This window comes from uncultured Campylobacter sp. (assembly GCF_938045595.1).
Classification (GTDB): Bacteria; Campylobacterota; Campylobacteria; order Campylobacterales; family Campylobacteraceae; genus Campylobacter_B.
This window is the reverse complement of the sequence record NZ_CALIBB010000093.1, coordinates 1-15082: the sequence shown is the minus strand read 5'-3', so window position 1 is coordinate 15082 and position 15082 is coordinate 1. Positions and strand designations below refer to the sequence as shown.

Sequence of the window (15082 nt, the reverse complement as noted above, 5' to 3'; positions counted from 1 at the left end):
GGCGACGTTTTTATCGCAGGCTGCGTCATAAAATACTCCCGCTTGCGTCGCATTGCCCTCGCCGTCGTATAGGGCTCCCAAATCAAAGCAGCTATCTTTCTCACCCGCCTCGCAAGCCTTGGCAAAAGCGGGCTTGGCGCCGTCGTAATCTCCGCGGGAGAGCTTGTCGCGCCCCAGCTGCGCGCAACCTACGCTATCGCCGCGGTAGCATTTAAACGACAAAACGGGCGACGGCAAAAAAAGCACCATAACCAAGATGCAAACGGCAATCGAAAGCGCCGCTATGTCGATGGTCTTTCTCATATCTATCCTTTTTGCGCCGATGCGCAAATTTTAAATAACGCACTAGCAAACCTATAGTGCATTATTGCAAGCAAGACGTTAAAATTTAAACAGCACAAGAAAGCGCCTAGTTTAAACCAACCCGCAAGTCTATGATATTTTACGCAATAGCTTATCGCATTAAATTTAAACTGCTCAACCGTCTTTTATGCCAATGATGAAGTAAAATTTTAATTTTGCGGTTGATCTATTGAAATCGTGTCTTTTATCCATTGAAGCTTTTCGCAAATTTTTTCATTCCCTAAGTCGCAAGCCCTCACAAAATAGTCTAACGCCTTGCGGAGATCTTGCTTTACATTCTGACTACCGCCAACGTACAAAACTCCGAGATTACCGCAAGCATAGGAAAAGCCTAAATCGCAGGCTTTCTGGTAAAATTCTATAGCTTTATCATAGTTCATCTGCGTCCCGTCGCCTTGCTGATATGAAAATGCGACGTTATAGCAGCTATCGGGTAAGCCACGTTCACAGCCTTTTTTAAAAAGCTCAAATGCCTTTTCGTGATCTACTTCTAGTCCAAAACCGCCCATAATGTATACACTTCCACCGTTGTGGCAACTTTTGCCATAGCCTAAATCACATGCTTTTTCATAAAATTTTACCGCTTTTTTATAATCCTTCTCTAGGAGACCTTTTTGGTATAAATTTCCTAGCTTGTGGCAACTTACTGCTTTACTTTTCTCGCATGCTTTTAAATAAAATTCGCTTGCTTTTATAGCATCTACTTTATCGCCGTTATCATACAAGATACCTACTTCAAAGCAGCTATCGATATCTCCTAAATCACATGATTTTGCGAATATTGTCCTTGAGCTTTCATAATCACCTCTTGATTGTTTATCTCGCCCTAGTTCTACGCAGCTTTTATTGTCGTCAAAATGGCATTTTAACGATAAAATCGGCGTAGGAAAAAGAATTTTAATTAAAACGCAAACGGCAATAACAAGAGCTACGATGCTAATTGTCTTTCTCATATCTAATCCTTAAATTATCCACTCATATCCATTAAAATTTACCAGCAACTTTATGCTTATTGCAGAAAAACACAAACGGAAAAGATTTCGTATCAAGACACGATTTGAGTGAAATTAATATAAAATCAACTGATATGAGCCTACATCTTCTCTTTCGCGCTTAAGCCCATCAGAGCAAACGCCGTGCGGATACTAAGCGCTACGAGCGCGAACAGCTTGAGTTTCGCGTCCTCGTTCTCGCTGCCTACGACGCGGTTTTCGTTGTAGTATTTGTGAAAGTCCGCCGCGAGCGCCTTTAGGAAATCGGGCAACTTCTGCAAGCCGCGCGAATTAAATGCGTCGTTTAAAATTTCATTCAAGCCAAGCGCCGCAAAAGCTAGGCCGAGCCCCGCTTCATCTAGCGTGCCGAAGTCCGCGCCCAAGACGTCCGCCTCGCGCTTGCCCGCTTTGGTAAAAATTTGATTGACCCGCGCGTGGGCGTAGTTGATGTAAAAGATCGGATTGCTGCTATCCTCGCGCGCAAGCTCGTCCACGTCAAACTCAAGCGGCGTCTCGCCCTTTTTACTGATGAAGATAAATCGCATCGCGTCCCTGCCGATCGCGGCGAGCACGTCGCTCATCAAAATCGCGTTGCCCGCGCGCTTGCTCATCTTGTAGGTCTGCCCGTCTTTGAGCAAATTTACCATTTGCATTAGGATGATCTCGAGCCTGCTTTCGTCGTAGCCCAGAAAATGCACGGCGGCCTTTAATCGCGCGATGTAGCCGTGGTGATCGGCCCCCCAGATGTTGATGCAGCGCTCATATCCGCGCTCAAATTTGTTGTTGTGATAGACGATGTCGCCCGCAAGATAGGTCGGGCGCGCATCCTCGCGGATGACGACGCGATCCTTTTCGTCGCCAAGCTGCGATGAGCGGATCCAAATTTTACCCTCCGCCTCATACATCTTGCCGCTGCGCTCAAGCTTCCTAATCGTTGGCTCAAGCTCGCCGTAGAGGCTCTTTTCGCTGGCCCAGTTTTGGATATGAATGCCCGCGTCTGCGAGATCTTTTTGGATGATCTTTAGCACTTCGTCCTTAGCAAACTCCGCAAGGATCAAAACGCGCGATTCGTCGCGGAAAATTTCATCGCCGAACTCAGCGCGCGCAAGAGGGATGATCTCGTCGATATACTCGCCGCGGTAGTATTTCTCGGGGTAGCTCACGTCCTCGCCCGCGAGCTCGCGCGCACGAAGCGCGATCGAAGTGCCCAAAAGCTCGATCTGATTGCCCGCGTCGTTGATGTAGTACTCGGTATCGACGCGGTGCCCCAGATAGCCTCCGATGCGCGCGAACGTATCGCCGTAAACGGCGCCGCGCACATGCCCGATATGAAGCGGACCGGTCGGATTGGCGCTGATATATTCGAGCAGAATTTTTTGCGGCGCGGCGGCGGAATTCCGCGCCTCATCGCAATTTGATGCTACGACGGAATTTAACGCTTCTGTAGAATTCTGCGAAATAAAATTTTGCCTAGCGGCGAAATTCTGCAATTTAGCGGTGTCGTTGCCGCTCGCAGCCAGATTTGCAGCGCAACCTTTGCTAGCAGGCTCGCTCGCGCAAATCTTTTCCGAAGCTGGTAAAATTCCACGTCCAAGCTCGGCGTCGTTTTTAGCAAAATCGCCGCCCAGTTTAAGAGCATTTTCAGCAAGAGCGCCCAATACAGCGGGCTTTAGGTGAAAATTTAGATAGCCGTTCACCGCCGTGGCGCTTAGAATTTCGCTATCTTTAAATTTAAGCGCAAGCTCCTCAGCGATGAGCCTAGGCGCCTTTCGCAGCTCCTTAGCCAGCGCGAAAGCCTCGGGCGAGGCGTAATGAGCCAAACTTTTATCTTTGGGTTTTTCTAAAACGACTTTGCGAGATAAAATTTTAAAAATTTCGTTTAAGACTAAATTTTTCAAATCCCTTACGCCTTTTTATTATCGCTAATTTCGGCGTCTCTAACCTCTTCCTCGGCCTTTTTCTCGACCTTTTCAGGCGTGTCGTCCTCCATCTCTTTTTTGAAGGTTTTAATGCCCTTGCCTACGCCCTTTGCGAGCTCGGGGATTTTTTTGGCTCCGAAAAGTAACACGATAATCGCTAAGATAATTAGCAGTTGTTGAACGCTTACGCCCATTTTTTCTCCTTTAAATTTTCCAAATTTCGATTAGCTTGCCTATGTCGCGGCTCGCCGTTTCTAGTTTGATAGTTTTGTAGATTGATCTTAAATTTTCATACGCCGCTTCCAGGCGGTCGTTTATTATGAAATAATCATACTCGCCTAGGCGCTCCATCTCCTCTTGCGCGTTTTGCAGGCGCAAAGCAATATCGGCGGGATCATTATCGCCACGAGCACGCAACCTATCCCTAAGCTCCGACAAGCTCGGCGTAGTAATAAATACGCTAGTAAGCTCGCTTTTAGGCACTTTGCTACGCACGATCTCATATCCTTGCACATCGATGTCAAAAATCACGATCTTACCCCGCTCAAGCTCGCTCGTAGCGGCTTTTAGCGAAGTACCGTAAAATTTGCCGTGCACGTTCGCCCACTCCAAAAAGTCGCCGCGATCGATGCCTGCGCGAAACTCGCTCTCGTTTATGAAATGGTAATTCACGCCGTCCGCTTCGCCCACACGCATTTCGCGCGTCGTAGAGGAGATCGAGAAGTATATCTGCTCGCCAAATTCTGCGATAAGACGCTTTATGAGCGTACTTTTGCCGCTGCCGCTGGGACCGGAGACGAGCAAAATTTTGCCTTTCACTATCTGTCTCCAAACGATATGTCGATATTGATCTTAAAGTCCTTCAGCGCGTCTTTAGCATCCTTACTGCCCGCAAATTTCTCGATCGTGTTTGCGATGCCCGCTTCCAGATCATCGCGCAGTTTGGTTTTCAGCTCCTCGGCGCTCGGTTTTTTACCGTGCTCGTTACGCAGCGGCTCGCTTTTGGCGCTGGGCTCTAACTCGCTTGCCATAAGGCTGGCAAACTCCGCCGCAGCCGAAGCGGCAAGCTCATTCGGCATAGCTTGCGCGCCAAATTTCATCTCATTTACCTGCTCGGACGCGCCGAATTTATGCGTTTTAAATTCTGCGCGCTCCGAAGCCTTTGATATAGGCTTTGAAGCATTAAATTTTATCTGCTGCGCGGCGCTCTTTGTAGGCTTACCGGATTTAAATTGCTCGCTATCTGCGGAGCTTGCGGCAAACGAGTTTACAAAATCGCCCTCCATAGCGCGCAAAAATCCGTCCGCAAACCCGCCAGCAACGCTATCAGCTTGCTCGCTTTGCTTCGGTAAATCTGAGGCATCTAATATGTGCGGTAAGTTTAGCTCCGAAAAATTCGGTGTAGGAGTAGAATTTGTAGAGGCTACGGAATTCGCGGAAGCCGCAAAATTTACGCCAATTGAATTCCATGCTTCATTATGAGCAGACATAGGTGTATTCTGTGCAAGTCCACCAGTAAATTCCATGCTTTGAAACGGAACGGTGTTATAAAGATTTTCGCGAGGTATATCGCCCGCGCCCGCTAGCGCAATCGGCGTATCTGAAGCAACCTCGTATTGAGACGAAATTTGCGTTTTTTGAAAATTCGTAGCCGCTTTATTTTTATCATGCGCAGATTTTTTATCCTCTTTTTCATCAGAAGCAAACGCAGCCGCGGCAAAATTATCATATCCGCCAAACTCCTCCACGGGCATGCCAGCGCTATCGAAAAGCCTAGAAAAATCCATATCAAATCCACTATTAACAGACGCGCCAGCTGCATCTTGCACTACTTGCGAGGCAGATTTTCTTTCCTCTGTTTTATAGGCAAATGAGCCGTCTGCTTCATGCTGTTTAATAATAACATCCGCAAGACCTTTCGTTTCCTCTAGATTAGGCGCAGCGTCTACCCTTTTTTCAACGGCAGCTTCATTAGAGCTGCTAGCTCTTTGCGACTCTTCTTGCTGCGCAAGCGGTAAAGTTTCGCTTGCCCGCGTGGCGGGAATTTCATCTTCTGTCTGCGATTTATCTGTTTTTAAATTCTTAGGATTTTCATCATCTAGCGCTGCTAAAGCTATAGGAGCGTCATCCTTTGCGAGTGAAATTTCATCTTGAGGTGCGTGATTATTTTCAGCAGGCTCGCTTGCGCCGATACTATTTAACGACACATCCTCAGGGATATCGCTAGCAGCTAAGTTTAGAGGCATATCATCTGCGATATTATCCGCAATCTTTTCTGCGACAGCGTTAAGCGGCGTATCATCGGCGATAGTCTCCGCAATAGCCGCTTCATCTGCAAGCTGTGAGAGCGGAATATCATCTGCGATATCGTCCGTGCGTGGCATATCGCCTACCAACTGCGAAAGCGGCACATCATCTGCAATCTCGGGTGCTATATCGTTTGCCAGCTGTGAAAGCGGTATATCCTTGCCGGAGTCATAAAAGCTATCCACAAGCTCTTCAAAATTACTGCCCGAAGTGGAATTTGCCTGGTCAATCGCATCGATCTCTTTCATCACAGAGCTTGCGTCGGCAAATTCTTTCGCCATTTTTTCTTTCGCCTGCACACTCATATTTTGAACCGAAAATTCGCTGATAAACGTGATGAGCTCAAGCGGCGAAAAAGGCTTAGTAAGGGTGTATCGCGCTCCTGGCGCCGAAACATTCTTAGGCGTCAGAAACAGCGTTTTATTAAGATCAAATTTTGAAATATCATCGCCATCTTCATAATTTTTTATCGTCAAATCATATTCACTCTCGTCTGCACTATATGCTACCAGGTCCGCACCGATGCGCTCGCAGCAAATATTTACGACACTTGCAACCTGCTCATTGTGATTGTCAAGTAGAATTTTCATTTATGACCTTTTAGAAAGAATTTGGGCTATTGTAAGATATTTTTGGTTATTAATTGCTTATATTTCTGCTAAATTTCGATCGTTTATGCGATAAACTTTGCAGCATTTTTGCGCTAAATTCTCATCGTGAGTCACAAGCACGAGTGCGCCACGGCTGGATTTTACGTAATCAAAGATCACGCCCATGACCTCGTTTGCGGTATCCTTATCTAAATTTCCAGTAGGCTCGTCGGCAAAGATTATGCGCGGCTTTTTGCAAAGTATGCGAGCGATGCTCACGCGCTGCTGCTGTCCGCCGCTAAGCTCGCCCACGCCTTGCTTTAAAGTATGTTCGATCTGAAGCTTTTTTAAAATTTCATCATCTATCGCATTATTCGTAAGTTTGGCGGCGAGTTCAATATTTTCGCCGGAAGAAAAGCCCTTAAAAAGGTAGTGAGATTGAAATATTATACCGAAGTCGTTGCGGCGGATTTTAAGTCTCTCATCGGAGCTTAGCTCGTAAATACTGCGCCCGCCGTAGATCACTTCGCCCGAGTTCGGTTTTAAAAGCGTGCATAAAATATGAAGCAGAGTCGATTTGCCGCAGCCGCTAACGCCTAAAATAGCGATACTCTCGCCCTCCCCAACGCTTAAGCTTACATTTTCAAAGAGCGTATAATCATACGCGTGAGTAAGATTTACGCCCTTTAGAAGTTCCATATTTAGCCGATTTGAGCCGCTACTTCGGCAGCGAAGTCTTCGCTCTTTTTCTCTAGGCCTTCGCCCACTTCGAAGCGGACGTATTTTACGATCTCGATCTTACCGCTTAGTTTTTTAGCTTCTTCCTCGATCACCTGCTCAACGGTTTTCTTATCGTCCATTACGTAAAATTGCCCTAGCAACGTGAGGCGCTGATCGATCTGGGTATTATCGGCGATGAAGCGATCGATCTGACCCGGCAAAATTTTATCCCAAATTTTTTCAGGCTTATTTTGCTTGCGAAGCTCGTCTTTTAAAGCTTCGATCTCTTTGGCTAAAATTTCATCGCTTAGATGCGCGCGCGAGCCAAACTGCGGGATCTTATGAAGGGGCTTACCTAAGCGCACAAACTCCTCGTTTTCCTTTTCAAACTCGCCTTTAAGAGCCAAAAATTCCTTCTCGATAAAATCGGGGTCAAGCTCTTTATAGCTAATAACCTGCGGTTTCATCGCGGCTGCATGCATGCAGAGATTTTTTATAAGATCCTTTGCACCCTCCGCAGTCCGCTCGCTATCGCAAGCTGCTGCGATGATTACACCTACGCGGCCGTTTGAGTGCAGGTAGCCGTTTACTACTCCGTTTGCGCCCGCCTTAATCGTCTCAAATCTTCTAACGACCAAATTTTCGCCGATCGTAGCGATCTGGCTTTTTAGATGCTCATCAAATTTAACGCCGTCGATGATGCTGGAATTTAGCTCATCAATGCTGCTAATGCCCTTGCTTTGGATATGTAGAGTAGTATTTTTAACTAAATTTATAAAATTTTGATTTTTAGCTACGAAGTCGGTTTCGGAATTTATCTCGCTTATGGTGGCGATCTTGTGATCCGCGCCCACTTCAACGCTCACTAGGCCCTCGCTAGCTAGGCGGTCGGCTTTTTTAGCGGCCTTTCCGAGACCTTTTTCGCGAAGTAGATCGACGGCCTTATCCATATCGCCGTCTGTTTCAACCAAAGCCTTTTTGCAGTCCATCATCCCCGCTCCAGTGCTTTCGCGGAGCTCTTTTACCATTTGCGCGCTGATTTCCATTACTCTTCGTCCTCGCTTACGTCAAAATCCTCTTCGCTCATCGCCTCGGCTACGACTTCCTCTTTCTCCTCGTCGCTGACGGCTTCGCTCTGCTCGACATCCTCGCTCGCATCTTGATCGCGAAGCGCCTTGCCTTCGTTGATCGCCTCAGCCATCTCTTGGCAGAAAAGCTGAACCGAGCGGATCGCATCGTCGTTGCCAGGTATTGGGAAATCGACTACGTCCGGATCGCAGTTCGTATCCAAAGGCGCGATAACCGGCATTTTTAGGCGATTAGCTTCCGCTACGGCGATCTTTTCTTTAACTACGTCGATGACGAAGATCATATCGGGAAGGCCCTTCATATTGCGAATACCGCCTAGATAAAGCTCGAGTTTCTCTTTTTTGCGGCGAAGCATTAGCGCTTCTTTTTTAGTTAGTAAATTTATCGAGCCGTCCTCTTCCATAGTCTCGATCACTTCGAGCTTGCGGATCGATTGTTTGATAGTGGAAAAATTCGTTAGCATGCCGCCTAGCCATCTGTGGCTCACATAGGGCATGCCGCATTTTTCGGCGTACTCTTTTAGCGTCGCGCCGGCTTGTTTTTTGGTGCCTACGAAAAGTATCGTCTTGCCCTCGGCAGCCGCGTCGCGCACGATATTATAAGTGTAGCGAAAGTAGCGGATAGTTTTTTGTAGATCTATGATGTAGATACCTTTTCTCTCGCCGAAAATGAATTTTTTCATCTTCGGATTCCATCTGCGTGTTTGGTGTCCGAAATGAACGCCGCACTCTAGCAAATCTCTCATTGTTACCATGAGTTTTCTCCTTGTGGGTTGCCCCGAAATTTAGGTTTCTCCTCCACACCCATTAACATTTGTTTTTGACAAACGCAACCAAATTTTAGGATTGGTGTGTGTGAATTGAAGCTGGGATTATATTTAAAAATAGCTAAATTAAAGCTAAATTTAATATAATCCAAACCTCGGCGCGGTTAAATTTTGCGCTGCAAAGATGAGACGGTCGCAAAGGTAGAGAGCAAGATTATTCGTCAAATTTAAATTCGCCGAATTTAAAAAGCGGCATCTGCTTCAAATTTTACTCAAAAAATCCCTTTTTCACGAGCTTGCCCTCTTTTACGCAAAACTCCCCTTTCGCGATCACGCTATCTAAATTTAGAGCTTCGTCAAATACTGCAAAATCAGCGTCAAAACCTACTCTTATCTCGCCTTTACCGGCTAGATTTAAATATTTTGCGACGTTTTTGCCCATCATGCTTAGCGCTTGCGGGATGGTTAAAATTTTATTTTTCACGCAGGCCTGCAAAACCTCTAAATTCGTCTCGCACGAAGCGCAGCCGTAGCCCACCAACGCGCCGTTTTCGTCAAATCTAGGCACGCTGCCATTGCCGTCCGAGCTCATCGTTAGGCGCTCTAAATTTAGCCCATTAGCAAGCCCGTACGCGATGGCTTCATGAAGCGGGGCAAATCTACTTCCGCCGCTCGTGATGTCGATGTAGCCGCCCATTTTTTGAAATTTGATCGCCTCGTCAAAAAGCTCCTTCGTCCGCGCGCAGTGCGTCGGCGAAAAGTAATTAACCGGGAACGAATAGTCCTTAATCACGCTAAAAATGAGGTCGAATTTATCCGCGAGCCCGCCCATATGCATGTGCAGCACGCCGCCTTTTTTCGAGATCATGCCGCCGATGCGGATCTGCGTCAGGGTCTTGATGAGCTCCTGCACGGTCGGGTAGCTGCCGCGGTTGTCGCTCATCGCGATCTTACAGCCGATGACCTTGTCGATAAGCACCAGATCGCGCGTGACGGAGCCCGTAAAAGTAACGCTAGGCAGCGCGTAAGAGCCCGTGTGGATGAAGGTCGAGATGCCCTCGTACTCGAGCGCCTTAGCCTTTGAGTAGAGATTTTCGAGACTCCTCGTGCACCCGTCGGTACCCAGCGTGCCTACGACCGTCGTCGTGCCGTAGCGGATGATTTGCGACAATGTTATTTCGGGCGTTCGCGAATGATAACCAGCCTCGCCGCCGCCGCCCGTGATGTGCACGTGCTGATCGATGAGACCGGGTGCTAAAATTTTGCCATCCAGATCGTAAATTTCAAGCCCATCGACTCGAAAATCAAGCCCCTTGGAAACGGCTAAAATTTTACCTCCGCCCACTAAAACGTCGCTCCTACCGACGTGTTCTGGCGCGTATAGATCGGCATTTTTAAGCAACAGCATATTTTTCTCCTTTGCTTTGGGTTTTGATTTTAAAATTTACGTTTTTTGGCTTATTTTGACTGCGATGTCACGCCGCAATCTCGCCTATTTTTCGCCGCTTCGCTTTACAGCGCCTCTACGTAAAATTTTATAGTGCTTCGAGAAATTTTAGCGGGCTTTACGGAGAAATTTTATATCCTGTTTTGCTTTTCATCGGCATGGCTTATTCATCACAAAGCCGCAGAAGCGCCCCGTGACACCATCTCTGCGGTAGGAAAAATGCTGCTCGCTCTCAAAAGTGCAGCGCGGATCAAATTTAACGTTTCGCACCCCCGCAGCTGCGAGCTCGTCGCGCAGCGCGGCGTTCATATCGAAATGCCCCTGCGTTTTGTAGCGCTCAAACTCGCCCAGATCAAGCCCGCCAAGTTCGTAGTTTCGCGCCTTGATATTCGCGCCCACGAATACCTTCAGCTCCGCAGCGACGCAGCCGAAGCGCTCGCTCATCAAATTTATCGCATTGGTGCAGATCCGCTGGGCCACGCCAGCGCGCCCCGAATGCACCGCAGCAACCACGCCGCGCCGCTCGTCCGCGATCAAAACGGGCGAGCAGTCCGCTACCAGCACGCACAGCGCCACGCCGCGCAGATCGGTCACGAGCCCGTCGCAGGGCGGAATTTCATCGCTATCTGCACGTAAAATTTCAACTTTGTTTGAGTGGATCTGGCGCATAAATTTTAAATTTCGCGGCACAATACCGAGCGCGGCGGCTAAAATTTCGCGATTTTGCGCGACGTTTTGCGGATCGTCGCCTACGTGATCTCCTAAATTTAAGCTCGCGTAAGCTCCGCCGCTTACGCCGCCAAGCCGCGTGCTAAAGCCCGCCAGCACGCCGCGTCCGTCCAATACAAACTCAAGATTTTCTCTACAAATTTCGATTTTGTCCATCATGCGCCGCTTAATACAGGCTCAAAATTTTATCTACCGCATCCCACGAAAGCCCGTCTTTTTCACTCTCGGCACTCACGTCACGCGCCGCAACAGTGCCGAGACCGACGATCTGTCCGCCGGCAAAACGTAGCTGTGCCGCGACGTATCGCGCGAGCAGATCGGTTTCGATATTTACGCGACGCCCGATTTTGTAGCTCCCAAAGAGCGTATCTTTGAGCGTGAGCGGGATGATCGTAAGGCGAATAGCGCAGCTTTGCGCTCCGCTCTTTAAATTTGCGTCCGAGGAATTCGGATCGCGAACGGAATTTGAGCCGCTAGAATTTAGCTCGCGAGGGCTTAAGACGCCGAAATTTGAACCCGAGCCGTTAAAATTTGCGCCGTACGGCTCTTTGTGAGTAAAATTTCCGCCGTCAAGACCTTGGCTGTTAAAATTTCGCCCGTGCATGTCGCCGCCCTCAAGCACTTCGTTGATCGTTAGGCTCACGCCGTCGATCGCCACCGAGCCCTTCGGCGCTAGCAGCGGCGCTATGTGCAGCGGCGCGCGGATAAAAAAATCGACGCCGCTTGCAAGCTTTGAAATTTTATAAATTTCACCCACGGCATCGATATGCCCTTGGATCAAATGCCCGTCTATGCGATCTCCAATCCGCATCGCAGGCTCGATATGCACAGGGCCGTGCAGGTTTTGTGCGGCGATGACGCGCGCCGTCTCGCTAGAAAGCTGCACCGCAAATCCGTCCGCAAAAAGCCGCGTCACGCTCAGGCACGCGCCGTTTACCGCGACGCTATCGCCGAGCGCGGGGCGGTATCTCGCGCGCAGTCGCAGCGAATCGCCGCTAAAGCTCGCAACCTGCGCGATCTCTCTGATCAGTCCGTTAAACATTATGAGCCTTTGGAATTTTTACGTGATATTAGCGTAGAATTTTAAAATTTTAAATTAAGCGAAGTTCGGCGAGCGCGAAGCCCGCCGAATGAAGTTTGAAATTATTTTTTAGAGACGATGAAATCGGCTAGCGCTTCGATCGATTCGTCGTTAAGTGAAGCCGCTTGACCTTTCATAACGCCCATCATGCCGAATTTTCCCTTGCCCTCGCCCAAGCTGCCGTCTTTGTAGCCTTTTAGGCTAGCGATGATATCTTCCTTGCTTAGGGTGTTTAGCGCAGGTACTTTGCCGCCAAGATAAGGCTTCTCGGCGTTGGCTCCATGACAGGCCACGCATTTTTTATATAAAGTAGCGCCGTCAGCGGCGAATACACTCGAACTAAACGCCGCCAACGCAGCACATGCAATAAGAACTTTTTTCATTCCTATCCTTTCTTTTTAAATTGTGGGTGCAGTATAATCAAAATTTAGTAAATTTCGGTTAAATTTTTACAATTTGCGCCAAAGAGGCAAAATTCTATCTACTGCAAACTTTAACATAGGGGCTTGAAGCGGAATTTGCGCTGTAAAATTTTAAGCAAATTTTATCTTCCCGCTGAAATTTCAATCGTAGAATTTCGCAGCGAAATTCTAAGGCGAAATTTCATCTAGACGCCAAATTCCATCGCGAAATTCTGCGTAGAATTTTAAAATTTCGCCTCTTTACTTTATGCGCGAAATTTCGCCGCCTTGCATCTTGTAAATTTTATCTGCGGCGCCAAAGTATTTGTCATCGTGCGAGATCGCAAATATCGTGTATCCGCGCGATTTCAGCTCGGGCAAAATCCGCTCGTAAAACTCCGCGCGAAACTGCGGATCGAGATCGGCCGCAAACTCATCGAGCATCAAAAATTTTCGCCCGTCCATCAGCACGCTTACGAGCGCCAAACGCTTGCGCTGCCCGCTAGATAGGCTCGTGGTGCTAAATTTGCCCCCCTTTAGCTCTACCTTATCCTGCAGATGCGTGAGCGCGAGCCACTCGCGCGCGATATCCGCATCGCCCGTAGCGTAGTCGAAGAGATAAAAATCGCTGAAAACCGCGCTTATGTTGTTGCTGTAGGCGCGCAGATCGGAGGGGTTGAGGGCCGCGCCGTCGGCTAAAATTTCGCCTGCTTGCGGCGTATAAAGGCCCGCTAAGATCATAAAAAGCGTCGATTTTCCGCTGCCGTTTTCGCCGATCAAAAACACCGTCTCGCCCGCATTTAGCTGCAAGCTTACCCTCTTGATGCCGAATTTCCCGCCCGGATACGAAAAGCCCACGTCTTTAAGCTCCAAGCTGCGCCACGGCTGCATTTGCGCAAGCTCGAAGCCCTGCACGAATGGATCTAAGCCCAGCTCATTGATCTTTGCGTAGGCGATCTTGGCGCGCAGCACGCTAGGAAGCGAGAATATGAGCATCATCAAAGGCGCACGCAAAAAAAGCACCGTAAGCGCGATCGTTACGGCGTTTGCAAGCTCCGCTTTGCCACTGCTTAGCCCAAAATAAAGCACAAAGCCCACCGCGCCAAGCATCATCACGTTCATAAAATTACTCGCAAACGCGCCGTAAACCTCGGCTCGCAGCGAGCTTTGGCGTAAATTTTGCGCATTGGGCAAAAAGTCGTTTTCATATAGGCTCTTCGCTTTGGCTAGGCTTAGCGACAGCTCCTTGTGCCCCTCGATCGCCGCGGCGTAGTTTTTATACAAAACGTCCTCGTTTTGGCGGTACAGATCGTAATTTTGCATGACTTTTTTCATCAAAAAGCGGTTGAAAATCATCAGCGCGCCGATCCAGACGAACAAAAACGCAAACATCATAGGCGCGATGTATAGCACATAGATGCCGCAAAATAGCACGATCATCGCGCCTTGAATGAGCTCGGAGATGCGCATAAAACCCTCGGTCAGGCGCGAAATATCGCTGGAAAGGGATGCAAGCAGGTTCGCCTTCGACGCAGCCTCGATGCGCTCGAACTTCGTATCGATGATCTGCTTGATGATCTTGGTGCGCAGATCGAATACGAAGTCGTTTTCCATCTTGCAAAGCATGATGCGGCTTAGCACCGAAAGCAGCAGAAATATCGCTAATAGCGCAAAAAATAGCGCGATGATGCGCCCGCCTCTTTCGGCGCCGTCAAGTAGATATTTATTGATAAAGCTTAAAATCAAGATCCCCGAGCCGCTGTAGATCGCGTTTAGCGCGAGCATCGCGAGGATTTGTTTGGTATATTTTTTCATCTTTCGCCCCAACAAAATTTGAGCGCAATTGTGGCAAAATTCGCTTGAAAAAACGGTTAAATTTTAAATCCGTTCTCATTTCGTCGGCTAAATTTCGCCTTAATTTACGCAAAATTTTATCGCGAATCACATCGTTTACGGGGCATGCTGCTATTTATATGTATCACGCGGCGCTAATTTCATCCGCATTCTTATTTTAATTCGCTTCGTTTATATGCAACACTTGCCAATCTCCACTACGTCGATATACCGCCAGATACCCATACATTATACCTCGACGACAGAACGCGCTGTCGTTAAATTTTACCCACGCCAAAATCAAAATTTTAAAATTACTCATCGCCACAGTCTTAACAAGCCGTATAAAATTTAACGCCGCGCATCAACCAAAACGATCACGTTTAAATTTAGACGCCCCCATACCGTACTCTACTAAAATTTTATCTTTTCTACACGACGAAAGAGCCGTTAAATTTTAGCGTGCGTGTGTGAATTCTTCTTCAGCTACCTTATTGTGGCTTCTGCGGAGTGACTAAATATCTAAAAAATCTCGGAATTATCGTAAACCAAAAAAATATGGCGGATATCACAGAGGCGCCATTGTACTATTAATAACAGATTTGTTAGGCTTTATAAATGAATTAATCAGCGCAAATAACGAGCTTAAAATAATTTATAAGTATTAATAAACAAGTTATTTTTAGATCAAGTGTTTATGAAACATATTAGAAAATTATTTTTACCATCTTTGTGCTTGTATTTTAAAGTATGACCGTGTTTTTTAAAAATTTGATTTGCAATATAAAGTCCAAGGCCAAGTCCTGAATTTGACGTCTCTACCTTTCTGTTAAAAGCTCTTTCAA

12 protein-coding genes and 3 pseudogenes are annotated in these 15082 nt (G+C 47.7%); all 15 read right to left on the bottom strand.

What is annotated here, in order from left to right; genetic code table 11:
- Positions 1-303: pseudogene (locus tag Q0340_RS03830) on the bottom strand (sel1 repeat family protein); the annotation flags it as partial.
- Between the two features lie 209 nt (positions 304-512).
- Positions 513-1316, bottom strand: a complete 804-nt coding sequence (locus Q0340_RS03825; protein WP_298082227.1) for a tetratricopeptide repeat protein — start codon at positions 1314-1316, stop codon at positions 513-515.
- Between the two features lie 140 nt (positions 1317-1456).
- Positions 1457-3253, bottom strand: a complete 1797-nt coding sequence (gene argS, locus Q0340_RS03820) for an arginine--tRNA ligase (RefSeq protein WP_298082226.1) — start codon at positions 3251-3253, stop codon at positions 1457-1459.
- A gap of 5 nt (positions 3254-3258) precedes the next feature.
- On the bottom strand, positions 3259-3468 hold the full coding sequence (locus Q0340_RS03815; protein ID WP_298062455.1) for a twin-arginine translocase TatA/TatE family subunit: 210 nt from the start codon (positions 3466-3468) through the stop codon (positions 3259-3261).
- A 10-nt stretch (positions 3469-3478) separates the two neighbouring features.
- Complete coding sequence (gene gmk, locus Q0340_RS03810) at positions 3479-4093, bottom strand: guanylate kinase (protein ID WP_298082225.1); 615 nt, start codon at positions 4091-4093, stop codon at positions 3479-3481.
- The gene (locus tag Q0340_RS03805) at positions 4093-6171 is read right to left on the bottom strand and encodes a hypothetical protein (RefSeq protein WP_298082224.1); all 2079 of its coding nucleotides are present in this window, start codon (positions 6169-6171) and stop codon (positions 4093-4095) included. The genes gmk and Q0340_RS03805 overlap by 1 nt, the downstream gene beginning before the upstream one ends.
- 57 nt (positions 6172-6228) lie before the next feature.
- Complete coding sequence (locus Q0340_RS03800; protein ID WP_298082223.1) at positions 6229-6870, bottom strand: ABC transporter ATP-binding protein; 642 nt, start codon at positions 6868-6870, stop codon at positions 6229-6231.
- Positions 6871-6872: 2 nt separating this feature from the next.
- Positions 6873-7937: a translation elongation factor Ts gene (tsf, locus tag Q0340_RS03795; protein WP_298082222.1), complete on the bottom strand. Its 1065-nt coding sequence runs from the start codon at positions 7935-7937 to the stop codon at positions 6873-6875.
- Positions 7937-8734: a 30S ribosomal protein S2 gene (gene rpsB, locus Q0340_RS03790; protein ID WP_297880676.1), complete on the bottom strand. Its 798-nt coding sequence runs from the start codon at positions 8732-8734 to the stop codon at positions 7937-7939. The genes tsf and rpsB overlap by 1 nt, the downstream gene beginning before the upstream one ends.
- 280 nt (positions 8735-9014) lie before the next feature.
- Positions 9015-10154 carry a beta-aspartyl-peptidase gene (gene iadA / locus Q0340_RS03785; protein WP_298082221.1) on the bottom strand — a complete coding sequence of 380 codons (1140 nt, stop codon included), beginning with the start codon at positions 10152-10154 and terminating at the stop codon, positions 9015-9017.
- A gap of 189 nt (positions 10155-10343) precedes the next feature.
- The gene (locus Q0340_RS03780; RefSeq protein WP_298082220.1) at positions 10344-11078 is read right to left on the bottom strand and encodes a polyphenol oxidase family protein; all 735 of its coding nucleotides are present in this window, start codon (positions 11076-11078) and stop codon (positions 10344-10346) included.
- Between the two features lie 10 nt (positions 11079-11088).
- Positions 11089-11325: pseudogene (locus Q0340_RS03775) on the bottom strand (hypothetical protein); the annotation flags it as partial.
- 210 nt (positions 11326-11535) lie between these two features.
- Positions 11536-11964, bottom strand: a pseudogene (locus Q0340_RS03770) (riboflavin synthase); the annotation flags it as partial.
- Between the two features lie 101 nt (positions 11965-12065).
- Positions 12066-12386, bottom strand: coding sequence for a c-type cytochrome (locus tag Q0340_RS03765; protein WP_298082219.1), 321 nt, complete (start codon positions 12384-12386; stop codon positions 12066-12068).
- A gap of 279 nt (positions 12387-12665) precedes the next feature.
- Entirely contained in the window at positions 12666-14219 is a 1554-nt protein-coding gene (locus Q0340_RS03760) for a cyclic peptide export ABC transporter (protein ID WP_298082218.1), read from the bottom strand.
- Between the last annotated feature and the right edge of the window lie 863 nt (positions 14220-15082).